The sequence below is a fragment of the Acinetobacter chengduensis genome, assembly GCF_003664645.1.
Taxonomy (GTDB): domain Bacteria; phylum Pseudomonadota; class Gammaproteobacteria; order Pseudomonadales; family Moraxellaceae; genus Acinetobacter; species Acinetobacter chengduensis.
In genome coordinates this window covers 236,955-262,177 of the sequence record NZ_RCHC01000002.1, presented here as the reverse complement: position 1 = coordinate 262,177, position 25,223 = coordinate 236,955, and the positions used below count along the sequence as shown (strand labels likewise).

Here is a 25,223-nt window from a genome sequence, read left to right as displayed (position 1 = left end):
ATCCGATTATTGAGCTGACCATTCACAATTTTATAGCAATCGCCACCACTCAATTGGTAGCTAAGACGTACTTTTTCCCAGTATTTAAGTCAATAGCCCATGATTATTTTTTTGTGTACGGCCTTGTTATCATTCTATGGCCCTGACTGATTGCTTGTGATGTTTCACCTTCAAAGCTGAACTGACTGCGTTGAGTCTGTTCACTCATGTGCTGAATATCCAAATCTTTATAGCGAAATTGCTCGCGAATGTGATGGCTGTAAAATCCCACACATGTAAATAAGGTCAAAAAAGCCAAAAGTATAAAATTGACCCACTTAAAGTGCTTAACTCGTGTCTTAGATGCCTCACCCGCTCCACGGTCTCCAAATATAAAATACCTAATCAATAACAGTATAATGATTGTTAAACTAAAACTTTCTTTGATCAGTAAAGACGAAAAATTGCGAGATATGACTACTCAAAAAACAGGCAAATTAACCCTGCCAGACTTGCAACGAGTAGCAAATAAAAAAACCAATAACCGTTTTAAATGAATGCAGATGAATCTGCTGCAAAATTGGCATGAAGTCCCTAAATAATTTCTCTGCTGTATCGTTTTATCGCGCATCTACCGATTTAAAACCATTTCGATAGATGCATCATTAGATTTAAAACGGCATTTAAGAAATATCTGCTGGGAAAGTTACAACCTGCTCAAGTTTCATTTTTTGAGTTGCAATCATTAATAAGCGATCAATTCCTAATGCTATACCTGAACATTCAGGCATATTCGGCAATGCTGCCAGCAAATATTCATCGATTGGCATCACATGCATATCAAGTTTTTTACGCTCAGCATTATCTGCTTCAAAACGATCACGTAACACTTCAGCATCAATCAGTTCATCATAGGCATTTGCCAGCTCTAAACCTTCAATATATAGCTCGAAACGGGCAGCTACCAATTCCCCATCGTCATCTATACGGGTTTTAGCCAGTGATGCCATTTCAGGTGGAAAATCCGTCAAAAATACGGGTGTATCAAAACCAAGGCTAGGCTCCACAATATGTGAAAACAGCAAGTCAATATAGCCCAAACGGTCATCACCCAAATCCAGACTTAAGCCGACACGGCGACAAGCATCTTTAAGTTCCTGTAAACTGGCTTGTAACGGATTCAGCTCAAGACGGTCGATAAATGCATGCTTGTAACTCAGTATCGTCGGACGTACCTCACCAAAACGCTGTTTGAGCGTTACATTTAAAAGATCGGTAACTTCAAACATCAGATCTTTTAAGCTAAACCCCGGACGGTACCACTCCAGCATGGTAAATTCACTGTTGTGCTTACGGCCATGTTCATCATCACGAAATACTTTGCAAATTTGATAAATTGGTCCGCTACCACTGGCTAATAAACGCTTCATAGCAAACTCAGGAGAAGTTTGTAAATAATGCGTGGCCTTTTTGCCCAAAACATGGCGCTGTGCTTGTATTGAAGCCAAATGTACATCCGTTACCCCCGCTTGAGATAACACAGGCGTTTCCACTTCTAATACATCACGTGATGCAAAAAACTGACGTAACTGTGCATACATATTTGCACGTGCACGCATTGCGTCTAAATCGCAGGTCGGCTGATAATGCAAGATACTCACGCTTGAGGCCCTCCATGCGCAGCCCATTCACGGCGTAGCGGATAGGTTTTGCGTAAATAGTCAAATGCCTGCTGATCAACCTTACCTGCTTTTAAAGTTGCTCTTAAATTCGCATCATCACGAGCAATATCATAAATTTCCGTTAAATGTTTTTTAAGCGCATCTTTTAAGCTCAGATCTGAAAATAATGCATCACATGCTGGTAGTTGAGTTTCAAATCGTTTGTTTGCAGGGAAGTTAAAAGTTTTGCAAAAAGCGTCATAGATCATTTGCGTACCACGCGCTTTACCCTCTAAGCTATAACCTGCAATATGTGGTGTCACTAAAGTAATTAAATTCAGCAGTTCTTCAGAAATTTCTGGCTCATGTTCAAATACATCCAACACCACTTTGCGCTGGTTTTGCTGAATATCTGCAATTAAATCAGCTTCTGCCACTACAGGCCCACGTGCTGAGTTAATCAAAATGGCGGCTGGTTTCATTTGCGACAACGCATCTGCATTGATTAAATGATACGTTGGATGTAATCCAGTTTTAGTTAAAGGTACATGACAGCTGATCGCATCGGCAGTATTTAATAGTTCTGCAAATTCGACTTGTTTTACATGATCACGTTGCACAAGAGGATCGTAGCCAACCACATTCCATCCCAATAGCTGTGCCATCGTTGCCAAACGTGAACCAACATTACCCAAGCCAACAATACCCAAAGTAAACGTATTGCCCGCGTCGAGTAATTCAGGCTTTAATTTTAATAACGCCGTAATGACATACTCGGCAACTGCTTGTGCATTACAACCAGCCGCATTTGACCATGTAATCCCTTGTTGCTCTATGGCAGGAATATCTAAATGATCTGTTCCAATCGTTGCACTACCAACAAACTTTACAGATGATCCAGCAAGTAATGCTGAATTTACTTTGGTCACAGAACGAACCAAAAGTGCTTCTGCATCGTGTACATCAGAGACCGTTAAAGTACGGCCTGCTTTTTGTTGTATTTCACCAAATTCTGCAAAGAAATATTCGGTATATGCCAGATTTTCATCCGCAACGATTTTCATAATACATTCCACTACTGTAATGGCTCTATGATAACGCTTTGGCTAGACGCTGACTATTCTCACCTCCCTCGCTCCTACAGCTTCTGAAAAGCTAATGAGTATAGACCAGCCTATCTAATTCATACCTACTGGTAGCTATACAGAGCTATATTCAGTATTAGCTCTGTTGAATACAATGTACTCTGACCAATTACTGGCAATAATCTGCTTTTTGATCCTCAATTAAAGATAATGCCGCATTCCATGCAGCCATAATAATCGGCTCTGCTTGCGGACTTTCAAATTGTTTGAGTGTGTGCTCACACACTTCTGGACTTGGATAATGCAATGATGAACTGCTCAAGGCTTTAATCTGAATTTGGCATGCACGTTCTAAAAAGTAAATTTCATGAAATGCGCGTGCAATGGTATCACCTGTAGCAAGCAAACCGTGGTTACGTAAGATCATACAACGATAATGCGCCATATCTTTCACTAATCGCACGCGCTCTTCCGTCGAGAAAGCAATGCCTTCATATTCGTGGTAGGCAATATTGTGATAAAACTTCAGTGCATGTTGCGATAAAGGTAATAGGCCCTGTGTCTGTGCCGAAACTGCAATACCGTCTGCAGTATGGGTATGTATTACACAGTTGATGTCTTCCCGCGCATGATGCAAGGCCGAATGAATGACAAAACCAGCAACATTGACCATTTTTCCTTGATCATAAGGTGCAACGATATTGCCTTCATGATCGATTTTAACCAAATCTGAAGCGCGCATCCGATCAAAGGTAACGCCGTACTGATTAATTAAAAAATATTCAGGCTGATGTGCCAAACGTAAACTAATATGCGTATCAATTAAGTCCGTCATTTTATAATAAGCAATCAAGCGATATAACGCAGCCAACTGACAACGTGCTTGCCATTCTTGTTCGTCTATCTCGAGTGGTCTGTCCATTTTCCTTCCCTTATTTTTAGTTAGCTACACGAATTTTTATATGATTATTTCTATGAATTATTTTTAGCAATGTTATGGCTTTGCTACAAGTTATGTCTTGTTCCAGACAGTAGTTTATTACAGACAGCTTTCTCGTTTTTATTAGATATCTTTCATAAATCAAAAAATGGTTGTTATATTCATACTTAATGGATTTTGAAAGCTCCTTCTCTCTGGGAGAAAGTTAGGATGAGGATAATTCTTAGCCTCTCACTAATCTTCTCCTACAAGGAGAGGGAATTTCTTTTTAATGATTAAAAAATGTTTTATGAAACAACTCTATTGTTACTCCTGTTTTATTACGCTCAATGGTGTAGCTAAGCAAAGAACTTTAATCATAGATTCTTTATTTACATCAAGTATATGCCCTTACTATAACCATGAATAAATATTGACGTAAATTAGACACAAAAAAAAAGCCCTTGTATTTATACAAGGGCTTTTTTGAATTTGGCGGAAGCGGTGAGATTCGAACTCACGGAGGGGTATAAGCCCTCGTCGGTTTTCAAGACCGGTGCATTAAACCGCTCTGCCACGCTTCCATGGGCGCTATCATATAAATATTCTTTCAGAATGGCAAATATTTTTCAGATATTTCAGAGTAATTTAACACTGTTTAATTATTTTTTATTCAACCATTCAATTTGTAGTGCATTTTTCTAGCGCAGTAGTAATTACAGTACGATGAAGATCATTGAGATTCGCACTTCACAGAGTAATTCAATTAAAAATATATGGAGACTGTGAGATTCAATCCCAAAGCCTTGAACTTATCTTTATTTTAAATTGTGAAGTAATGCAGATAGCTAAGCTAAGACTCGATAAAAACTGAAATATGAATAAAAAAATAGGCCCTTGTTATACAAGGGCCTATTTAAATATTTGGCGGAAGCGGTGAGATTCGAACTCACGGAGGGGTATAAGCCCTCGTCGGTTTTCAAGACCGGTGCATTAAACCGCTCTGCCACGCTTCCATGTTGCGCATCATATAAATAAAACTCTTACTTGGCAATTATTTTTAAACAATTCTGATTTGACTGCTCAAAATAAAAACAAAAACCTCATTTTCACTCATTTGGCCACTTCCCTTACCTCGTTTATCCAATTATGGGTATAGCCCTATTGCTTGTAAGATGATGCTACTAAAATGAAAGCGCTTGATATTCAGCTTCATCACCCTATGATAGTAGAATGCAAAGCCTCTCATCATCACTGTGGCATTATTCATTACACATTGGAGACCAATCTTTTGAACCGAAAACTACTCACAGCCGAAGGTTATCAACAACTACAAGATGAGTTAAATGATTTGGTTCGTAAAGAACGCCCTGAAATTACAAAAATTGTGTCATGGGCAGCCAGCCTCGGCGATCGCTCGGAAAATGCAGACTACCACTATAATAAAAGAAAACTACGTGAAATTGACCGTCGTATCCGCTTTTTGACCAAGCTCTTTGAAGTGGCGCATAAAGTTGAATACAGCCCAGAGCAAGATGGCAAGGCGTATTTTGGTGCATGGGTTGAATTAGAAAATGATGAAGGTGAACAAATTCAATTTCGGATTGTCGGCGATGAAGAAATTTATGGCCGTAAAGACTATATCTCTTTGCAATCCCCAGTAGTCAAAGCCTGCTTAGGCAAATCCATCGATGATGAAATACAAGTACAAACCCCCAATGGTAAAAAAAGCTGGTACATCATTCAAATTCGATATGATGTACCAGCTTAATCTCAACTTAAAAATTTCATAAGCCAAAGCGCTCTGCTTAAGCCACTATGTATAAAACATCAGGTGTTTTATACATAGTAAATAGTGCGTTTCTTTGAAAATTTATCCAGCTGTTTCAAAAAGCCCTCAAAATAATCTTTTTCCTTCTCTTCGGTTCGATAGCCTGCATATAAAGTACGGCGTAATCCTGTTGCCGACACGCAATCTAAGCGACGCGATGTCACCCAGCCTTTTTGTTCGTATTCATTGACCACCCAATCGGGTAAAGCAGCAATACCACGCCCACTTGCCACCAATTGAATGAGCATTTGGGTTAAATCCGTGGTTCGAATTTGCTTAGGCAAAATATTCGCAGGTATAAACAAGCGCGACATGATATCTAAACGGTGCTTATCTACGGGATAAGTCACCAACGTTTCATCTGCAAGCTCTTGCACGGTAATATCTTTTGCTCTCACCAAAGGATGCGTATTCGACAACACCAAACGTGATTCGTACTCAAAGATTGGAAAATATTCAATCTCTTTAAGTGCAATTGGATCTGCCGTGATTAATAAGTCGAATTCCCCATTTTGTAAAAGCTCATGCGGATTTGATTCAAAACCTGAAGCAAAATCTAAATCAACATCTGGATACTGTTGACGGTATTGATTGAGTAGAGGCATGAGCCAATCAAAACAACTATGACATTCCGAAGAAAATGTAATTCGACCCGTTTGCCCATGCACAATACGCGTAATATCCGATTGAGCAATTTGCACCTGCGGTAGAATTTCATCTGCTAACTTTAATAAGCGTTGCCCGACATTCGAAAAACTCACAGGTCGACTACGGCGATTCACCACTTCTACACCAAACCAATGGTCTAATTCTTTAAGTTGGTGCGAAATGGCAGAAGGTGTTAGGCATAAATCATTGGCTGCCGAAACCAATGACCCATGCTCGCGTAAAGCGATCAACGTTTTTAAGTGGCGAAGTTCAATCATGGGAGATCAAAATATAATAATCAATGCAGACACTATAAGTGAATCTCTCTCATCTTTCAAATTTATTCATGAGAATTTCTCACAAAAAATCCTTCTCACTTTCCAATACTGCGCTCACAAAATAATGAGACTAGGCAAAATTTCCTAAACGATCACTTTACTCAAAGTAAATTAAGTCACATTAAGCATGCTTTGAACTTTTAGCCTTTATATGGCCACTGATTTAGATCAGGTACAATGGAATAGAGACTTCTATTTTTCATCATTAATAATGAATAAAAACTTAAACTTCAGCAAATGAATAGCTGTGAAAAAATGAAAATTTTTATCTATTATTTCCTGCAAAAACACAGCTATTTTTCTTTATATGGTTAAACGCTAAAATTTGCACATAATTCGTACATTCTATTCACGCAGTTTTTTGGGATATGACTGATCAATTTGATTTAAAAATCTCTATTTTTAGAAATCTGGTGATCGCGTAATTACATCTGTATTTCTCACTCCATCTTGTTGTGCGATTGAGCTTTGCTCCCTATCTATCGTTTTCACCTATAAAAAAATTTATTTCTACTGTTTTCACAATTAAAAATACAGCAATATCTTGTTGTAATTTATTAAATATTTTTCTCATTTTTTTAAAATAATGTGCAATATGCCCAAGCTGAAATTGAACCCTCAAATACACGGTCATCCTCATAAAAAAGCGGGCATATTTCACACGCAACATAAGTACATTGAATGAAAAAAACAGCCACGTTTTAGGTCATTTTTTAGGGAATAGAACTTCCAATTTAATAAGATTTTTTGACAAATTTATTTTCATTTTCAAGTATTAAAATTTACACAATTCGATCATTTTTGACACAACACTTGTACTTACTTATTTTTCAATTTTTTTTATTAATATATTTCAATAACTTAAATTACAAATTTTTAAATATTTTCGTACAAAATTTGACAAGCATTTTTTTGCTCTTTATTATGCGCACATCTTTTAAGCAGATTTGTTTTTTCATCAGTGTAGTAATTCTACATATTTCCCATTTATTCTAGTCATTCTGAATGACGTTCATGACTGCCCAACCCTTATTGAATTTATCAAACTTGAGAAAGTCTGAGACATTTTTGTCTTCACTTTTTAGGGCATAAATTACTTGTAGCGGAGACAACATGCACAGTAGTTCAACTTCTGGGTCGAGGCTTTGCCTTAACTCTTTTAACTCTCTCCCTTTAAAAGCATTTGTGTTTAGTACTGTGTTAATTCCATTTCACAGCATTAATGCAAGTAAGGCAACCCATCAATATGATTCGGTTGTAAATAGTAACAGACTGACTGTGGTATCAGTTGCAGATGTAAGTGCCGCCTTTAAAGATGGTCAACACTTGCATGGCTTTGGTTATGACCTTGCACGCAACTATGCAGAAAGTATTAATGTAAAACTTGATTTTAAAATTGTTCCAGACAATGCAACCGCTTTAAAAATGGTCTCTAAAGGTCAAGCCAACTTCGCCATGACCACAAGTAGCATTCAATCGATTGAAGCCAAGCATTTAACTGCCTTTTCTACGAGCTGTGGTGATACTGTTTCACTGCAAAAAAATGGCTTAAATAGCAATCTGAATTGGGTTTTTAAAGAAGCTAGTGATCCACTTAGCCAAACTGCCAGTGGTTTTATTTGCCGTGCAAAGCAAAATGGTTCTATTGGACAATTAGCGTCTTTTTACAATCGTAATGTTTTAAAGCAAGATGCGCTCAACACGATCCAACGTGATCTGAGCAAGCGTATGCCTATATATAAGGCAAGCTTTAAGAAAACAGCACAGCAATATAACCTTGATTGGCATTTATTAGCGGCTATTGGTTATCAAGAGTCTTATTTAAAACCAGACTCTGTATCTCCTACGGGTGTTCGTGGGCTGATGATGCTCACCAACAGCACAGCAAAGGCAATGGGCGTGAGTAATCGCACCGATCCTGCACAAAGCATCCAAGGCGGTGCAAAGTACTACGATCAAATGCTGGCACGTTATTCTCACATTCCAATGCCCGATCGTAACTGGTATGCATTGGTTGCATATAACATGGGACCAGGTGCAGTTTCTCAGCTTCAAAGTAAAATCAAAGCGCAAGGTAAAAACCCAAATAAATGGGTGAACATATACGCTTACTTGGACCGTAACAAAGCCAGCAATGGTCGTTACCGTCAAGCTGTGCAATATGTCACACGTATCCGTGCGTATTTGGAGCACATTAAGACCACACCGCAATTGGTGAACATCTAGGCTTGCTTTGCATAGCTCATTAAATGATAGATATAAAAAAAGCTTACCCAAGGGTAAGCTTTTTTTATTTGAAGTGAGTCACTTCATGTTTTAAGCCTTAAGCAGTTTGCTCAAGTACTTTTTTAAATAAGTCTTTTTGTTCTTGGCTCGGCTTCGCTGTTTGCAATGCCATCAATTGTGACATATCGCCTTGAACTTTTATTTTGCCTGTCATAAACGCTTGCATCGCTGCAGCCATATCAAACTCAAGGAATACTTTACGTAAAGTTTCTGCATCCATGTTTAGCGTAGTTTTCGCGTTTGCAGATAAGCCTTTTTTAATTGCACCACCGTCTAAAGACAATTCAGTATTGCCAGAAGCATCTGCTACAACCAAATTAATCGCAAGATTTGCCAATGCTGGTGGTAAGTTTAGGTCACCTGCTTGAGCAGTAAGAGTTTCTACAGTCGAAAACCAATCGTCAGTTAAAAAAGCCGGCATGTTCTATCCTCAATCTCTTTGTTCGTTGTGTGCAGCCTATCCAGACAGCATTTTAAAAAGAAGCATTTTTTGCTTGTCGCTTGTTATAGCATGATCCCCTGCAAAATAGCTAAAGAATTTTGCACGCGCCGTTCAATTTTAATCAAAAGCATACAACAATGAATAAAATCAAATACATAAAAAAAGCACCTGAATTTCAGATGCTTTATTGGAATACGTTCAGACCTTAGTCCGCAACAAAACCTAAGTTAACCATGTTAATGCGTTTGCTTTCGCCTTCTGGTGCATCTTCAGTTGAGCATGCGCCCTCTTTGAAGTCAAACTCACGTTCGCTATCCAGAGCTTCGAAATCAAACAATTCACGGTCAGCCAATTGTGATGGCGATACATTTTGCAATGCACCAAAAATGCTGTGCAAACGTTTTGGATAGTCTTTATCCCACGTACGAAGCATATCGTTTAAAATCGCACGTTGTAAGTTTTCTTGCGAACCACACAAGTTACACGGAATAATTGGGAACTGACGCATTTCTGCATATTTAATAATGTCTTTTTCTTCCACATAAGCCAATGGACGAATCAAGATATTCTTTTTGTCAGAAGACAATAGTTTTGGTGGCATTGCTTTTAAGCTACCGCCATGGAATAGGTTCAAGAAGAATGTTGCCAAGATATCATCACGGTGATGACCTAAAGCGACTTTAGTTGCGCCAATTTCTTGAGCGAAGCCATATAAAGAACCACGGCGTAAACGCGAACACACTGCGCAATAGGTTTTACCCTCTGGCGTCAACTTTTTGGTAATGCTGTAAGTGTCTTTTTCCAAGATGTAATACGGAATGTTATTTTCTTCTAAATAACGAGGTAATACATCTTCTGGGAAACCCGGTTGCTTTTGATCCAAGTTCACAGCAATCACATCAAAATTGATGGGTGCAATGCGCTTAAACTGAAGCAATATATCCAGCAAGGTATAACTGTCTTTACCACCAGAAATACACACCATAACCTTGTCACCATCTTCGATCATTTTAAAATCGCGGATCGCATGACCAACTTGGCGGCGGAGCTTTTTCAGCAAACGATAGTAAGCTGAGCTGGTAGGCAGTTCAGGCTTGAAATTAAATCCTTGTTCGGACTCAACTGGCGAGTACATAGACGAGATTAACCCATAAATAAAATAACCGCGCAATTTTAGCTGATTCCCTCTCTCACCGCATTAAAAGAATGTAAATTCCATCAATTGTAAAAATACAGTCATATTCAAGTAATCGAAGCACCATAAAATTGAACGCTTGCGTCTACTTTTTAGCCAAGATGCTTATCTTTTGGACTTTTCCACAGTTTTCCACAAAAGCTGTGGATAACTTTGTGGATTCTAAAAGGCTTGACAGCTTCATCCACCCTTATTTTAAGGCTTTCATTTAAATTGATCATTTTTTGATCAATTTAATATTTATTAATTATCAAATACTTAAATGTGTCAAGTTATGCTCATTAAAAAAAAATAAATATTTTTTTTGATTATTGAATCATCAAAATGACTTGCTTTTTACAAACTAGCCGATAAATAAACAGATCAATGCTTTTTATCGCTTTTATTTTTGCTACACTCTATTTGTACTGTTTGGGGCCAGAATTTTTTCGACGACGATAATGAAAAATAAATCAAATATTTTTGCGTTTTGCATAATGGGATCAGCACTGTCTTTTGGCATGATTAGTACAAGCCATGCAGGACAAATTTATATTTATAAAGATAAACAAGGTAGCACCCTACTGACCAACCGTAAAAGCGCGGACAAGTCACTCACCAAAGTTAAAGTCACCTATTATCCAGACAGTAATATTCATACTTATAATAACTGGGGATCAAATGAATCTTCAGTGCTACCCAGCTATAGCAAAAACAAAAATGCCTTTGACCACATTATTAAGCAAGCAGCTCAGCAACATGGTGTGTCTGAAGGTTTAATTAAAGCCGTGATGCACACAGAATCTGGTTTTAATGTGAATGCACGCTCCCCAGTAGGCGCTCAAGGGCTAATGCAATTAATGCCTGCGACAGCACGACGCTTTAATGTATCGAATGCTTATGATCCTTTTCAAAACATTATGGCAGGTGCGCGCTACTTAGCTTGGTTAACCAAACGTTTTAATGGCAACACCTCTTTGGTTTTGGCAGGTTATAATGCGGGTGAAGGCAATGTACAAAAGTACGGCGGTGTGCCTCCTTTTCGTGAAACGCAAGACTATGTTCGTCGTGTGACCAGTCGCTATAACAACTTATATGCCAATGGCTCGGGTAGCATGAGCGATTACAATAGCAATACGCCATCCAACTCGGGTGCGACTAAAATCATTGCAAGCTCAGCAGATTATGAGCAAAAAGAAGTTTCAACTGAACTTAAAGCCAGCAATAAATATCAGCGTCATGTGATTCAAACTGCAGGTAATAGCTTTACCGATGCGCCAGGCTCCTATGCCACAGCCAATGCAAGCGCCTCTGCACATATTTATTTTAAAGATTAAAAACACAGCATTTTTGTTTTTTCTAAGAGATTTTACTAATTATTTCTTGAAATTCTTAGACTTTCACCTCATATTGAACTCAATGATTATGATTTGTAGATCAGATTATTTTTCCATAATACGAGGATTTTCTCAATGATGCGGATTGGTTTGTTCTTGCTAACCAACCTCGCGGTACTGATTGTAGCTGGCATTATTTTGTCACTCTTCGGTGTCGGCAGTTACCACGGTGCAGGCGGATTACAGCTTGGCAACCTGATGGTCATCTGTTTTGTGTTTGGTATGGTTGGTTCTTTAATTTCCCTATTCATGTCGAAATGGATGGCGAAAAAAACCACGGGTACTGAAATTATCGACCCGAATGCACCGCGTAGCCAAGCTGAAGCGTGGCTTTTACAAGAAGTTGCTCAACTTGCGCAACGTTCTGGCATTAAAATGCCTGAAGTAGGTATTTTCCCATCTTATCAATCTAATGCCTTCGCAACAGGTTGGAACAAAAACGACGCACTTGTCGCTGTTTCAACAGGTTTGCTTGAGCGTATGAATAAAGACGAACTTCGCGCGGTATTGGCACACGAGATTGGCCACGTAGCCAATGGCGACATGGTGACCTTGGCTTTAGTTCAAGGTGTAGTCAACGCCTTTGTGATGTTCTTTGCACGTGTTGCAGGTGATTTTATCGACCGTAATGTCTTTGGTCGCGAAGAAGGTGAAGCACCAGGTATCGCTTATTTTGTGATTACTATTGTGCTGGATATTGTATTTGGTATTCTTGCTTCATCAATCGTGATGTGGTTCTCGCGTTACCGCGAATACCGTGCAGACGAAGCGGGTGCTCGCCTTGCAGGCAAACAAGCCATGATTTCTGCATTGTTACGTTTACAAGCAGAATCTGAAATGCCAGATGCTATGCCTAAAGAAATGAAAGCTTTTGCAATTTCTGCAGGACGTGAAGAAGGTTTCAGCTTAGCGGCTTTGTTCCAGACTCACCCTACCATCGAACAACGTGTTGCCGCATTACAGCAATTAGATTGCCCATAATGTTAGCTTAACGATTCGATAAAAAAAGCCTCCTTCATGGAGGCTTTTTTATATCTACATTACAGGTTTAAATACATTAGCAATTAAAAACTTTGTATCCATTGCCACAACCAAACCCCACCCATCCACATGGCAAAGCACAGTAATAAAATAAACAGTAAACCCAACAAATCTGGAATATGAATCCAGATCCAAGCCACAATTGGATTACGCCAAAATGCTGAATGCTGTTGCTTTTGTTCTAATTGCTCATGCAAAAAAGGATGAACGATATGAGAGTCACTATGGATTTGGTATTCCTCACGGATATGCGTATGGACGATATCTAAAGCCTTACGACTTGGACGAATAAAAACATCAAATACCGTTCCAACAATCGGAATAAAGCCCACTACAGCATCGGCCATCGCCATTTTCATAACAGGATTCAACTTATGCTGAGGCACACCAATTTGTTTTGCTTTCATAATGGCATAACAGGTCAGAACAAAACCTGCGATATCGCCTGCAATTGGAATAGTACTTAAAGCAGCATCTGCGCCTACGCCTTGCTTGGTAAATGGAATTCTCACCACAGAATCCATCATATTGGCAAACTTAGCTAAGTCGCGCTCTAAGCGAATCACCTCTTGCTCAGACAGTTTTTTTTCTAGATTTTTGATCTGCTTATTTTCAGTCATTTTGTTATCCAAATACAGTTAAATAAAGCAAAACATGAGTTTCTTATCCATACTGACATCGTTAAAGTAACAATTGGGATGCAATAAATAAGTAGACTAATACGCCAGAAGCATCGCAAATTGATGTCACCAATGGTGCAGATGCACTCGCAGGGTCAAGTCCCATACGATTTAATATAAATGGCAGGCTCATACCAATTAAACAACCCAACATCACAATTGCCATCATGCTTAATGCCAGCACCAAAGCAACCATGGAATCACCACGGTAATACCCTAAGGCCGAGACAGCAATAGCCATCGTGCCACCTAAACATATTGCGACCAAACTTTCACGACCAATCAGATAAAACCAATCTTTGAAGTGAACATCGCCCGTAGCTAAGGCCCGTACCATTAAGGTCGCTGATTGTGATCCGGCATTACCGCCACTGCCCACCAATAAAGGTAAAAAGAAGACCAGCACCAAATTCGAGGCAATAATATCTTCAAAGTGTGCAATTCCAAATCCCGATAGCAAACTACCAAACACTAAAAACACCAGCCAAAATACACGCTTTTGATATAGCTGTAAGATCGGCGCTGTTTTTAAACTCAGTTTGCTATTGGCATTCACCGCACCCGATTTTAAAAAATCCTCGGTGGCTTCTTCACTGACCACGTCCAAAGCATCGTCATAAGTCACAATCCCCAGCAATTGCATTTGATCATTGACGATAGGTAAAGCAATAAAATCATAATAACTGAGTTTTTTTACCACACTTTCCTGGTCATCATCCACATGTGCATAAATCACTTCTTTATGCATCACATCGGCAACGATATCCTCAGGATTTGCCAAAATAATTTCTCGTAATGAGATTACACCTTGCAGTTGCTTGTGCTCATTCACGATATAAATTTGGTACAGAGTATCTGGATTGGAGGTGTCTTGTCTGAGTTGCTCAATTGCATGCTGAATAGTAATTTCTGCAGGCAAGGTGGCAACGTCCAAACTCATAATTGCACCAGCAGATTCTTCCTGATATGCAGCTAAGGAACGAATTTGTAGGCGCTTGTTTAAACTAAGTCGGGTATATAACTGCTTTTGTACTATCGGCGATAAAGCTTTGACCAAATCTGCACTATCATCGGAGTGCATTTGTTCAATAATCTCAACCAAATCTGTAATATTCAGTTGCTCGGCTAACCTAACGCGTTGTGCTGGGCTATAAAATGAAAATACATCTGCTTTATTACTTAATAAATGTAATAATTCAACCTGATGCCATGGATCAAAATGCTGTAAAACCAACGCAATGTCGGCCGCATTTAAATATTGTAGTAAGTGGTTGGCTTCTTCATATTGCTGGGACTGGACTGCGGTATTTATTTGCGCAACTAAGTTTTCTATTTCAATCATCATCGCCTCCAATTACTTCATCATGTCATATTTATGTTTTTGTGAACTTCATTTTTAATTTTTAAAGTGGTTAACTCCCCCCCTCAAAATCAGCTCAGATTCAGATATACGCTTCAACAAAATCTATAAATATTGAGACCAAATAAAACGTCTGATTGATTCTTTTACTTTAACCAAACGTAGCATACACAAAAATTAAGAGGCTTAAATGAATCAAAATCTTTTTAGCATAAACAATTCAATGAATTAATACAGTTAAGTGCTCTCGCATATCAACTAGCCACATTTTGCTCAAATCTAATCATGCCTTCAATTTACATTTGTAACACCTTGATGCTCAATCACATCTTGGAAAGTTATTGAAATAGTAATTATTTTAAAACTTGTTGCCTAAGCTACATTTTTTATTCATGTTTGTAGTATATAAGTAGACAGTAATTTTCGTGTTTATGCTCAGTCAGTTTTGACTGATTTAAAGCGTTGGCGCTCTTATGCTTAACCAATAGATGGAACTTTTCAGCGCGATGGAAAGTGATTAAATTATGCTCTCTAAATATTTTATCCAGCGCCCTATTTTTGCCTTTGTACTGGCCATTTTTGTGATGGTTGCTGGTGTATTTGCATTATTAAATTTACCTGTAGAGCGTTATCCAGATATTGCACCTCCCCGTATTTCTATTAGTGCCAACTATTCAGGTGCAGACGCACAAACTGTAGAAGAAAGCGTAACCCAAATATTAGAGCAGCAAATTACAGGACTTGATCATTTACTGTATTTTAGCTCCAGCAGTGATGCTAATGGCCGTAGCCGAATTAACATTAGTTTTGAAAATGGTACTGATCCAGATACAGCACAGGTTCAAGTACAAAACTCTATTAATAGTGTCTTAAGTCGTTTACCAGACGATGTGCAACGCCAAGGGGTGAGAGTTCTCAAGTCCTTAGGCGACACCTATATGGTCATTGGCCTCTATGATGAGCAGCATAAAAGTAGCAATATTGAACTGTCTGATTATTTATTAACACATTTAGAGAGTGAATTAGGACGCGTTGAAGGCGTAGGTGAAGTAGATGTATTTGGTTCAAAATTTGCCATGCGTATTTGGTTAAATCCAAATCAACTAAAAAAATACAACCTGATTCCAAGTGATATTCAAAAAGCCGTTGAAGCACAAAATACCCAAGTGGCAGCTGGTGGTATTGGTGAACTTCCTACCGCGCAAGAACAATACTTAAATGCCAAAGTTAGCTCTGGCTCACGCTTAAAAACTCCTGAAGAATTTCAAAATATTATTTTAAAAGCCAATGTTGATGGTAGCTTTGTTTATTTAAAAGATGTCGCACGGGTTGAGTTAGGTGCAGAAAATTACCAAGCGTACAACACCATTAATGGCTACCCTTCTGCTGGCATGGCGATCTCCTTAGCTTCTGGTGCCAATGCCATTCAAACAGCTAAACGCATTCAAGACACAGTTGAGCATCTGTCAAAGTCTTTACCCGCTGGCTATAAACTGGTTTATCCGAGTGATAACACACCATTTGTCCGTGAATCCATTAAAGAAGTGGTCAAAACCTTATTTGAAGCCATTCTTTTAGTAATTGCGGTCATGTTCCTATTTTTGCAAAGTTGGCGCGCGACTTTAATTCCTGCAATTACAGTTCCAGTGGTTATTTTAGGCACTATGGCTGTATTGCTTGTTTTAGGTTTGAGTATTAATACCCTCACCTTATTTGCATTGGTACTCGCCATTGGCTTACTGGTAGACGATGCCATTGTGGTGGTTGAAAACGTCGAACGGCTGATGCACGAACAGCAGCTGGATGCCAAACAAGCCTCTCTCGCTTCTATGCATGAAATTAGTGGAGCGCTAGTTGGTATCACCTTGGTGCTCACGGCTGTATTTATTCCAATGGCTTTTTTTGGCGGTTCTACTGGGGTAATTTATCGCCAATTTTCGCTGACTTTAATTACCGCAATGTCAATCTCGCTTGCGGTCGCTTTAGTGCTGACTCCAGCATTATGTGCTCTCATTTTAAAACCGACAACACAACCTTTTACTTGGGCGACTCGATTTAACTATCAGCTTGAACGAATCAAAGATAAATACCTGCAACTCAGTCATGCCATCATTGATTTTAAATGGATGAGTGTTGTGATCATTTCAGCACTCATTTTAGTGTTTGCATTATTTTATCGTGCCTTGCCTACCAGCTTTTTACCCAATGAAGACCAAGGCCGCCTAAGCGTACAAATTACCTTACAAGACAATGCACCAATGTCAGAAACTATGAAGGTTGGTGAGTCGGTACGTGATTACTTTTTAGAACAAGAAAAAAGCAATGTTGACTTAATCATGCTCCGTTATGGCAGCAATCGCACAGGTTCAGGCCAGAACATGGCACAAGGCTTTATTAAGCTGAAGCCATGGGATGTCCGTACTGGGCAAAAAAATAATGCCAATGCCATACGTGAACGCGCCAATGATTACTTCCGTAGTCATGCTAATGCAAAAATTATGATCACCTCCCCACCTGTCGTGATTGGTTTAGGAGATACCGACAGCCTAAGTTTCTGGATTCGTGATATTAACGGCCAAGGTCGTCAATTTTTAAATCAGCAATTTACACAATTAAAGCAAGATTCTGAACAATACACTGGCTTTGAAAACCTTGATAAAAAAGCTGCACCCGACAAATCTAAACTCGTGGTGAATATCGACCCTAAAGCCGCGATGTCGTCGGGTCTTGCTATGACGGATATTAACAGCACTTTATCTGCAGCATTGGGCGGTAAATATATCAATGACTTTATTGATAGAGGCCGGATTAAACGCGTGATGATGCAAAGTGATGCGCCCTTCCGTGCAACACCTGAAGACTTACAATATTGGTCTGTCCGCAATAATCAAAATGAAATGGTGCCTTTTGCAAGCTTCTCCACCATCAATTGGTCTGGCGGTCCAGAACTGGTGAATCGCTTTAATGGCTATAGTGCTCTTGAAGTCAATGCCGATAAAACTGCAACGATGAGTTCAGGACAAGCAATGCAACAAGTTGCCAGCTTAGTCGACCAAGCAAAAGATATCGATTTAGCTTGGAGTGGATTATCTTTTGAAGAACAAAAAACCAGTAATCAAGCCCTGTTTTTGTATGCAGTTTCGATTGGTTTTATTTTTCTCTGTTTAGCTGCTCTATACGAAAGCTGGTCTATTCCTGCTGCAGTTATGATCGCCATTCCTTTAGGGATTGGGGGCTGTGTAATCTTTTCATTCTTGGGTGGCTTTCCAAATGATATTTACTTCCAAATCGCACTGCTTACAACCATTGGTTTATCGTGTAAAAATGCCATCTTAATTATTGAATTTGCAGCAATGGCACAACGCGAAGGCAAACGCGTAATTGATGCTGCCATTGAAGCGGCTTCATTACGTTTTCGCCCAATTCTCATGACGTCATTGGCCTTTGGTGCTGGTGTTATCCCATTAATTTTTGCACAAGGCGCTGGTGCAGTCAGCCGTCAAGAAATTGGCTTGAGTGTGTTTGGTGGCGTAATCTTTGGTACAGTGTTGGTACTAATTTTTATTCCTTTTGCCTTCGTGATAATTCGCACATGGTTTAAACCTAAATCTAATCAGGCAGAGTAAAGTTTCAGCATAAAAAAAGACGCATTTCGCATCTTTTTTTATCCGCTATCTACCAGCGTGTGTACAGAAGCAATAGATCGCCCACGATATAATCATTAGGGATGTGCAGTCGAGGCTGTGCTCTGCTCTGTTTCAACACCATCCTCAATAACAGGCTTTACAGTTGTTTGTACCTCGGCTATTACCACTTCTGCTGCAGGTATTTCTACATGCGGTTCACTTGTATTTTCTAGTGCCACTACAGGTGTTGCAGGTGTTGCAGGTGTTGCAGGTGTTGCAGGTGTTGCAGGTGTTGCAGGTGTTGCAGAGCCTAAAGGCTTCCACTCATAATGACCAGCACTCAGTTCTACTATTTCCCCCACCCCAGGAAATGGTAAATGTGGTGCAGCAATCCATGTATGTGACTGTGCATACTTCGCAAACAATGCTTCACGTGTTTGACTTGCCTGCACAGGATCAGTATCAAATTCAATCGAAAGTTTAGGTTCAATAAACTGTAATGTATGCGAATGAATAATATCCCCTACAAAGACCAAAGACTTATTTTGGCTCTTAAGCAAATAAGAATAATGCCCTGGCGTATGTCCTGCACTTTCTACCACCTCAATGCCATTAATAGATGAACCCGCTTTAAAGGTTTTTAAGCTTTTAGACATTTGATACGGCGCCAAAACAGTCTTAATTTGTGTTGCAATGGCTTGGTAGTTATCTCTTTTTTCTTCTGTGATATGAGCAGAAACTTGATCTGCCGACCAAAATGCTAATTCTTGCTCACTCACATAGACCGTAGCCAGTGGAAAAACGGCTAAATTATTTTGTGTTAACCCACATACATGATCAAGGTGTAAATGCGTTAGCATAATGCTATTGATATGTTGTAGCTTATAACCTGCGGCCTGAATATTGGTTGCCATAGCACCCAATTTATCGCCCATACAGTTTCCTGCACCATTATCGACAAGGGTTAAATTCCCATGAAGATCATCAATTAAAAAAGTATTCACACTGGTTGGTAAATACTGTGTTTGAGATAAGTTGGCTTTTGAAAATACCTGTTGTAGCTCGTCTGGACTTAAGTTTTTATTAAATAAACTTCCCTTTAAATCGATTGAGCCATCACGTAATGCAGTGATTTTATATTCACCAAAATTAAATACAAAAAATCCTTGCTCAGCGGATGCCTTATTGACGATTACGCTGGCTATTGGTTGTACTTCAGAAGCGTTGACCTGAAAACTCAAACTGGCCAATAGGATTGCGAATATTTTATTTTTCATGGCACTACCTTATTAAAACGTCGCTTCAATCTATATCGAAGCAATAATCTTATTATTCAATGTCGTTATAGGAATTTTGTGTGGCAATTTTGCCTGATTTTTATGCATTTTTTAAGCATTAAATGTACTTAAATTAGATTAATTTCAAAATTCACATCTAAAGGCACAGGTTTTCGCTGAATGAGATGATCAGATTTTCAGTCAAATTTAAGTTAGGTCTCATAAAATAAATAAAATCTAAAATTTCCCCATATCACATGACTAGCTATTCTCCCTTTAAAGGCAAAACTGGCATCAAACGTATTTTAAACGCAACGCAATATTCAATTGCTGGCTTTAAAGCCGCTTTTCAAAATGAAGCCGCTTTTCGACAAATTGTTTTCATTAACATCGTACTTATTCCCACCAGCTGTTTTCTGCAGGTGAGTCGTGTTGAACATGCTATGATGATTGCCGTGTGCCTATTTGCACTGATTGTCGAATTATTTAACTCTGCAATTGAAGCAGTTGTAGATCGTGTCTCTTTAGAAAGACATCCACTGTCTAAAAATGCCAAAGATATGGGTAGTGCAGCGCAATTTGTAGCTTTGGCGATTATTTTCTTTACTTGGCTTATTATTCTTTGGCCTGTCTAAAGATAAATATAAGCAATTAAATGAATTGTATGCAATAAAAGCAGGTTCAAACCTGCTTTTTGAATGTCTCTACTTTTAGCTTCCATCATAAAATCAATAGACATAAAAAAACCCAGCTAAAGCTGGGTTTTTTCGAATCAGTTCAGTGCTTAGTGAGCAGCGAATTGGTTCATTGTGTTTTTAGCATCGTCATGCGCTTTAAGAGCGTTGTCACCAGAGAAGATTTCTTTGTGATCATCACCGATGTCAGAACCCGCCATTGCTTGGTGTTTAACACAAGCGATCGTACCGCGGATTTCTTTACGTTGAACGCCAGCTACATAAGCAAGCATACCTTGGTCGCCGAAGTAACCTTGAGCAAGCTCGTGAGTAGAAAGAGCAGCTGTGTGATAAGTCGGAAGAGTGATCAAGTGATGGAACACGCCCGCTTCACGAGAAGCATCTGCTTGGAATGTACGTACTTTTTCGTCAGCATCAGCAGCTAATTCAGTTGCATCGTACTCAGCGCTCATTAATTTAGCACGGTCGTAAGCAGAAACGTCTTTACCTTCAGCAACCCAACGGTCGTAAGCTTGTTGACGGAAGTTTAAAGTCCAGTTGAAAGATGGAGAGTTGTTATAAACAAGCTTCGCATTTGGAACTGTTTCTTTAACACGGTTAACCATGTGAGCGATTTCTTCAACGTTTGGCGTTGCAGTTTCGATCCAAAGAAGGTCAGCACCGTTTTGAAGGCTAGATACACAGTCAAGTACAACGCGGTCGATTTGCGTGTCTGGACGGAATTGGTACAAGCCAGAAGCAAGACGTTTTGGACGGTGAAGTTTACCGTTACGCTTGATTAGGATTTCGTCTTCTTGCGCATCAGCGATGTCAATTTCAACTGTATCTAAGTAGCTGATGTATTGAGAAGCGATGTCACCTGGCTCTTTAACCACTGGGATTTTTTGAGTCAAGTCAGCGCCTTCAGAGTCCGTACGAGCAACGATGATACCGTCGTCAAGACCCATTTCTAAGAATGCATAGCGAAGAGCGTGGATTTTAGCGATGAAGTCTTCGTGTGGAACTGTTACTTTACCAGCTTGGTGACCACATTGTTTAGCATCAGATACTTGGTTTTCAATTTGAAGCGCACAAGCACCAGCTTCGATCATTTTCTTAGCAAGTAAATAAGTTGCTTCTTCGTTACCGAAACCAGCATCGATGTCCGCAATAATTGGCACAACGTGAGTTTCGAAGTTATCAATTTGAGCTGTAAGTTCAGCTGCTTTAGCAGTGTCACCCGCTTCGTTTGCTTTATTCAACGCACGGAAAAGATCGTTAAGTTCTTTTGCATCAGCTTGACGAAGGAAAGTGTAGATTTCTTCGATCAATGCAGGTACTGAAGTTTTTTCGTGCATTGATTGGTCAGGAAGAGGACCGAATTCTGAACGAAGTGCAGCAACCATCCAACCAGAAAGGTAGATATAACGACGTTCAGTTGTACCGAAGTATTTTTTGTTCGCAATCATTTTTTGCTGTGCGATAAAACCGTGCCAGCAACCTAGTGATTGAGTGTATTTGCTTGAGTCTGCATCGTATGCAGCCATATCACGACGCATAATTGCAGCGGTATATTTCGCGATGTCTAAACCAGTTTTGAAACGGTTTTGCATTTGCATACGTGCAGCATCTTCTGGGCTGATGTCGCGCCATGTTGCACCGAATTTTGCTTTTAATTCGCGGATTGCATCAATCGCTGATAAGTATGTAGTCATGATATTTTCCTGTAATAATATTAGGATTTCCTAAACGAATGCCTAAAATCCTACCCTCAATTTATTGTTTAGATTTAGAGCACTTCGTTTCGATGAACCTAGATTAGATTGGCCAATAAAATTAATCCAATATTCTGTATTAATTTTCGATATTTATTTAAAAAATGGGTAGATCAAAGTCTAAATATAATTTAACCAAAATTATATAAGCAATTGATTTTAAATAAATATATATAATTAAATTTAGTTTATTTTTCACCTAAGCTGTTTTCTTTTTATTCATTAGACTTAAGTCGTGAAGCCCTTTGAAAATGTGAATTATGACTAAAAATTGGCAAAAATGCTCAAAATAACAACATCACCACACCTAAGCCTGCTGTCTATTTTTTACAACAAAAAAGTACATTAAATGTTCAAACTCTCAGATTTAAAATTGAGCAACTTATCAATAAGCTCTACTTCAGGCAAACACGTGTTCAAGAGATTTTAAACCTTATATTTTTCGTGCCGAATAGTTGAATTTATTCATTAAACTCGTATTTCTAGCCTATAAATGGATGTCTTTTTTTTCATCAGTTTATTACACAAGGCGCATGGCTTATGGCATAATCAAAATAATTTCATGATTTTATTTTCGGTATTTATTTTATGAATCTGGAGCGTGTCGATCTTAATCTACTCATTTACCTTGATGTGCTACTTCGTGAAAAAAATGTAACACGTGCCGCAGAACAATTGGGTGTCACCCAGCCTGCAATGAGTAATATTTTACGTCGTCTACGTAATTTATTTAATGATCCTCTCTTGATTCGTTCTTCTGAAGGTATGACCCCAACGGAGCGTGCCTTAGAATTACAACCTCGTATTCGCGATGCGCTTTCAGATCTTTCCATGATTTTGGAACCTCGCACCGAATTCCGACCTTATACCTCTAATCGTGTATTTCGCATCATGACTTCAGACTATGCCGAAGCAACTTTAGTGCCTCGCTTAGTAAAAGCACTTCGCTCAGAAGCGCCGAATGTTGTGCTCGACTTTTTAACGCCAAGTGATGTGTCGTACCGTGATATGGAACAAGGTAAAGTCGATCTTGCGATTAACCGCTTTAATGAAATCCCTCAAAGTTTTCACCAAGTTTTGGTTTGGCGTGACAGCTTTTCTTGCCTTTTAAATGGTAAACATCCTGCAGCCAATAACCTAAACTTAAAAAGTTACCTTGATGCACAGCATATTTGGGTGTCTAAAACAGGTATGGGCGTGGGCTTTGGTGTAAATCCAGAAAAACAAGCAGGCTTAGGCTGGATTGATCAAGCTTTAGAGCGTATTGGTCAAAAACGAAAAATTTCTGTGTTTACACGTCATTATCAAATGCCTGGTTTGTTGGCCTCTAATGTTGATTTGGTTGCGACCTTACCCACACGTATTGCCCGCCTTCAAGCCAAAAGCCAAAACCTACTTATTAAAGACCCACCGTTTTATATTCCAGAATTTGAATTAAAAATGGCGTGGTGTCCTTTATTGCATCATCACCCTGCACATCGTTGGTTACGCCAGCTTATTTTGTATGTTGCACGCCAAATGATTGAAGAAGAAAACCGTGAATTTTTAATGAATAACTCTCAATTTTCTCACTATTGAACATAAATTTTCATAAATTCTTCTTTTTTAAGCTTATACTAGAACTCGAGGAAATCTTTCATTGATTCTCTCGAGTTTTTTTATGTTAAAAATATTCAAAATAATGATGATCCACAGGTGCCTCAGTGAGCCTCTTCCAAAACATCCTAATCATCGTCATCCTTATTGCGGGAGCTGGTTTTTTATCTTTAACTGAAATCGCCCTAGCAGGTGCGCGAAAAGTTAAATTAAAAATCTTGGCAGAATCGGGCGATGAGCGTGCTCAAAAAGTGCTCGACCTACAAGAAAATTCAGCAGATTTTTTTGCTGCCTCGCAAATTGGCCTAAATGCTGTCGCTATTCTCGGTGGTATTTTGGGTGAAGGCGCATTTCGCCCTTATTTCTATGACATGGTTGCACGCTTTTATCACGGCCCATGGACTGAAAGTATCAGCTTTGCTTTGTCTTTCACTTTAGTCACTTCTTTGTTTATCTTATTTGCAGACCTCATGCCAAAACGCTTGGCCATGATTGCACCCGAAAAAATTGCAGTGTCAGTCATTAACCCCATTCAAGTGTTTATTGTGGTCTGTAAACCATTGGCATGGTTTATTAATGCCATTGCCAATATGCTGTTCCGCTTATTTAAAGTGAACACAACCCGAGACGATAATATTACGTTTGATGATATTTCAGCAGTGATGGATGCTGGTGCACAGGCAGGCGTACTGCAAAAACAAGAACATCATTTCATTGAAAATGTATTTGAACTAGAAGAGCGTAACGTCCCTTCAAGTATGACCACACGTGAAAACGTAGTTTATTTTACCCTAAAAGAATCTGAAGCCAGTATTCGTCAAAAACTAGCAGAATATCCTTATTCTAAATTTTTAGTGTGTAGCGAGAATATTGATGATGTGATTGGTTATGTGGATGCCAAGGATATTTTGGTTCGTATTTTAAACAATCAATCGCTCTTACAATTAAACGAAAATACAATTCGTAATGTACTCACCATTCCAGATACGCTCACACTGTCTGAATTACTCGACCGCTTTCGTTCGACCAAAGAAAAATTTGCCGTGGTTATCAATGAATATGCGCTGGTTGTCGGTGTAATTACCCTATCTGATATTATGATTACCGTGATGGGTGACTGGGTCACACCAATTGAGGAAGATCAGCAAATTATCAAACGCGATAATAATTCATGGCTGATTGAAGGTAGTACACCCATTGAAGATATGATGCATGCCTTAGCGATTGATGAAATGCCAGATACCGACAATTATGAAACCTTAGCGGGTTTTATGATGTATAAACTGCGAAAAATTCCACGTCCTGCTGATGCGGTCATTTATGGTGGTTATAAATTCGAAGTAGTCGATGTTGATCATTTTAAAATTGACCAGTTACTGGTGACGCGCTTATTAGAGCAAGCCGAAGAACCAATTGAAGAACCCACAAATTAAA

Annotated in this window: 18 protein-coding genes and 2 tRNA genes; 8 read left to right on the top strand and 12 right to left on the bottom strand. The window is 39.0% G+C overall.

Annotated features, from left to right (window positions below; translation table 11 throughout):
- Positions 1-662: 662 nt before the first annotated feature.
- The 5 genes from epmA to D9K81_RS02810 all read right to left on the bottom strand — a co-directional run bounded on the left by epmA (position 663) and on the right by D9K81_RS02810 (position 4,660).
- Positions 663-1,667, bottom strand: a complete 1,005-nt coding sequence (gene epmA / locus D9K81_RS02830) for an EF-P lysine aminoacylase EpmA (RefSeq protein WP_120374452.1) — start codon at positions 1,665-1,667, stop codon at positions 663-665.
- On the bottom strand, positions 1,637-2,704 hold the full coding sequence (locus D9K81_RS02825; RefSeq protein ID WP_120374451.1) for a 4-phosphoerythronate dehydrogenase: 1,068 nt from the start codon (positions 2,702-2,704) through the stop codon (positions 1,637-1,639). The genes epmA and D9K81_RS02825 overlap by 31 nt, the downstream gene beginning before the upstream one ends.
- A gap of 190 nt (positions 2,705-2,894) precedes the next feature.
- Positions 2,895-3,647 carry a class II aldolase/adducin family protein gene (locus tag D9K81_RS02820; protein WP_120374450.1) on the bottom strand — a complete coding sequence of 251 codons (753 nt, stop codon included), beginning with the start codon at positions 3,645-3,647 and terminating at the stop codon, positions 2,895-2,897.
- A 490-nt stretch (positions 3,648-4,137) separates the two neighbouring features.
- Positions 4,138-4,228 (bottom strand) — tRNA-Ser (locus tag D9K81_RS02815).
- 341 nt (positions 4,229-4,569) lie between these two features.
- Positions 4,570-4,660, bottom strand: a tRNA-Ser gene (locus D9K81_RS02810).
- Between the two features lie 275 nt (positions 4,661-4,935).
- Here D9K81_RS02810 and greB point away from each other — a divergent pair.
- Entirely contained in the window at positions 4,936-5,415 is a 480-nt protein-coding gene (gene greB, locus D9K81_RS02805) for a transcription elongation factor GreB (RefSeq protein WP_120374574.1), read from the top strand.
- A gap of 68 nt (positions 5,416-5,483) precedes the next feature.
- On the opposite strand, the gene D9K81_RS02800 is transcribed toward greB, so the two are convergent.
- A complete protein-coding gene (locus D9K81_RS02800) occupies positions 5,484-6,401 on the bottom strand; it encodes a LysR family transcriptional regulator (RefSeq protein WP_120374449.1) in 918 nt (305 codons plus the stop codon).
- A 1,173-nt stretch (positions 6,402-7,574) separates the two neighbouring features.
- On the opposite strand from D9K81_RS02800, the gene D9K81_RS02795 reads away from it, so the two are divergent.
- Complete coding sequence (locus D9K81_RS02795) at positions 7,575-8,687, top strand: MltF family protein (protein ID WP_120374448.1); 1,113 nt, start codon at positions 7,575-7,577, stop codon at positions 8,685-8,687.
- A 97-nt stretch (positions 8,688-8,784) separates the two neighbouring features.
- Here D9K81_RS02795 and D9K81_RS02790 read toward each other — a convergent pair whose 3' ends face one another.
- Positions 8,785-9,168 (bottom strand): SCP2 sterol-binding domain-containing protein, encoded by a 384-nt coding sequence (locus tag D9K81_RS02790; RefSeq protein WP_106986432.1) that lies wholly within the window; start codon positions 9,166-9,168, stop codon positions 8,785-8,787.
- Positions 9,169-9,394: 226 nt separating this feature from the next.
- Entirely contained in the window at positions 9,395-10,324 is a 930-nt protein-coding gene (gene ttcA, locus D9K81_RS02785; RefSeq protein WP_120374447.1) for a tRNA 2-thiocytidine(32) synthetase TtcA, read from the bottom strand.
- Positions 10,325-10,824: 500 nt separating this feature from the next.
- Here ttcA and D9K81_RS02780 point away from each other — a divergent pair, with 500 nt between their 5' ends.
- Positions 10,825-11,700: a lytic transglycosylase domain-containing protein gene (locus D9K81_RS02780; protein WP_120374446.1), complete on the top strand. Its 876-nt coding sequence runs from the start codon at positions 10,825-10,827 to the stop codon at positions 11,698-11,700.
- A 135-nt stretch (positions 11,701-11,835) separates the two neighbouring features.
- The gene (gene htpX / locus D9K81_RS02775) at positions 11,836-12,741 is read left to right on the top strand and encodes a protease HtpX (RefSeq protein WP_120374445.1); all 906 of its coding nucleotides are present in this window, start codon (positions 11,836-11,838) and stop codon (positions 12,739-12,741) included.
- An 83-nt stretch (positions 12,742-12,824) separates the two neighbouring features.
- Here the strand turns inward: htpX and D9K81_RS02770 are convergent, their stop codons facing one another.
- A complete protein-coding gene (locus tag D9K81_RS02770; RefSeq protein WP_120374444.1) occupies positions 12,825-13,421 on the bottom strand; it encodes a DUF4112 domain-containing protein in 597 nt (198 codons plus the stop codon).
- 61 nt (positions 13,422-13,482) lie between these two features.
- On the bottom strand, positions 13,483-14,823 hold the full coding sequence (gene mgtE / locus D9K81_RS02765; protein ID WP_227601966.1) for a magnesium transporter: 1,341 nt from the start codon (positions 14,821-14,823) through the stop codon (positions 13,483-13,485).
- Between the two features lie 542 nt (positions 14,824-15,365).
- Here mgtE and D9K81_RS02760 point away from each other — a divergent pair.
- The gene (locus tag D9K81_RS02760; RefSeq protein WP_121523103.1) at positions 15,366-18,467 is read left to right on the top strand and encodes a multidrug efflux RND transporter permease subunit; all 3,102 of its coding nucleotides are present in this window, start codon (positions 15,366-15,368) and stop codon (positions 18,465-18,467) included.
- 95 nt (positions 18,468-18,562) lie between these two features.
- Here the strand turns inward: D9K81_RS02760 and D9K81_RS02755 are convergent, their stop codons facing one another.
- A complete protein-coding gene (locus D9K81_RS02755; RefSeq protein WP_121523101.1) occupies positions 18,563-19,744 on the bottom strand; it encodes an MBL fold metallo-hydrolase in 1,182 nt (393 codons plus the stop codon).
- A gap of 257 nt (positions 19,745-20,001) precedes the next feature.
- Between D9K81_RS02755 and D9K81_RS02750 the strand changes: the two genes are divergently transcribed.
- A complete protein-coding gene (locus D9K81_RS02750) occupies positions 20,002-20,379 on the top strand; it encodes a diacylglycerol kinase (protein ID WP_120373773.1) in 378 nt (125 codons plus the stop codon).
- Between the two features lie 149 nt (positions 20,380-20,528).
- Here D9K81_RS02750 and D9K81_RS02745 read toward each other — a convergent pair whose 3' ends face one another.
- Complete coding sequence (locus D9K81_RS02745) at positions 20,529-22,133, bottom strand: isocitrate lyase (RefSeq protein WP_120373774.1); 1,605 nt, start codon at positions 22,131-22,133, stop codon at positions 20,529-20,531.
- 648 nt (positions 22,134-22,781) lie between these two features.
- Between D9K81_RS02745 and D9K81_RS02740 the strand changes: the two genes are divergently transcribed.
- Both D9K81_RS02740 and D9K81_RS02735 read left to right on the top strand, forming a co-directional pair.
- Positions 22,782-23,771, top strand: a complete 990-nt coding sequence (locus D9K81_RS02740) for a LysR family transcriptional regulator (protein ID WP_106984549.1) — start codon at positions 22,782-22,784, stop codon at positions 23,769-23,771.
- Between the two features lie 125 nt (positions 23,772-23,896).
- Complete coding sequence (locus tag D9K81_RS02735; RefSeq protein WP_120373775.1) at positions 23,897-25,222, top strand: hemolysin family protein; 1,326 nt, start codon at positions 23,897-23,899, stop codon at positions 25,220-25,222.
- The last annotated feature ends 1 nt before the right edge of the window (position 25,223 follow it).

Bases quoted from the DNA above. Each gene is read 5' to 3' on its own strand.
- epmA (WP_120374452.1), bottom strand. From the start codon at position 1,667: ATGGGCTGCGCATGGAGGGCCTCAAGCGTGAGTATCTTGCATTATCAG.
- D9K81_RS02825 (WP_120374451.1), bottom strand. From the start codon at position 2,704: ATGAAAATCGTTGCGGATGAAAATCTGGCATATACCGAATATTTCTTT.
- D9K81_RS02820 (WP_120374450.1), bottom strand. From the start codon at position 3,647: ATGGACAGACCACTCGAGATAGACGAACAAGAATGGCAAGCACGTTGT.
- D9K81_RS02800 (WP_120374449.1), bottom strand. From the start codon at position 6,401: ATGATTGAACTTCGCCACTTAAAAACGTTGATCGCTTTACGCGAGCAT.
- D9K81_RS02795 (WP_120374448.1), top strand. From the start codon at position 7,575: ATGCACAGTAGTTCAACTTCTGGGTCGAGGCTTTGCCTTAACTCTTTT.
- D9K81_RS02790 (WP_106986432.1), bottom strand. From the start codon at position 9,168: ATGCCGGCTTTTTTAACTGACGATTGGTTTTCGACTGTAGAAACTCTT.
- ttcA (WP_120374447.1), bottom strand. From the start codon at position 10,324: ATGTACTCGCCAGTTGAGTCCGAACAAGGATTTAATTTCAAGCCTGAA.
- D9K81_RS02780 (WP_120374446.1), top strand. From the start codon at position 10,825: ATGAAAAATAAATCAAATATTTTTGCGTTTTGCATAATGGGATCAGCA.
- htpX (WP_120374445.1), top strand. From the start codon at position 11,836: ATGATGCGGATTGGTTTGTTCTTGCTAACCAACCTCGCGGTACTGATT.
- D9K81_RS02770 (WP_120374444.1), bottom strand. From the start codon at position 13,421: ATGACTGAAAATAAGCAGATCAAAAATCTAGAAAAAAAACTGTCTGAG.
- mgtE (WP_227601966.1), bottom strand. From the start codon at position 14,823: ATGATTGAAATAGAAAACTTAGTTGCGCAAATAAATACCGCAGTCCAG.
- D9K81_RS02760 (WP_121523103.1), top strand. From the start codon at position 15,366: ATGCTCTCTAAATATTTTATCCAGCGCCCTATTTTTGCCTTTGTACTG.
- D9K81_RS02755 (WP_121523101.1), bottom strand. From the start codon at position 19,744: ATGAAAAATAAAATATTCGCAATCCTATTGGCCAGTTTGAGTTTTCAG.
- D9K81_RS02750 (WP_120373773.1), top strand. From the start codon at position 20,002: ATGACTAGCTATTCTCCCTTTAAAGGCAAAACTGGCATCAAACGTATT.
- D9K81_RS02745 (WP_120373774.1), bottom strand. From the start codon at position 22,133: ATGACTACATACTTATCAGCGATTGATGCAATCCGCGAATTAAAAGCA.
- D9K81_RS02740 (WP_106984549.1), top strand. From the start codon at position 22,782: ATGAATCTGGAGCGTGTCGATCTTAATCTACTCATTTACCTTGATGTG.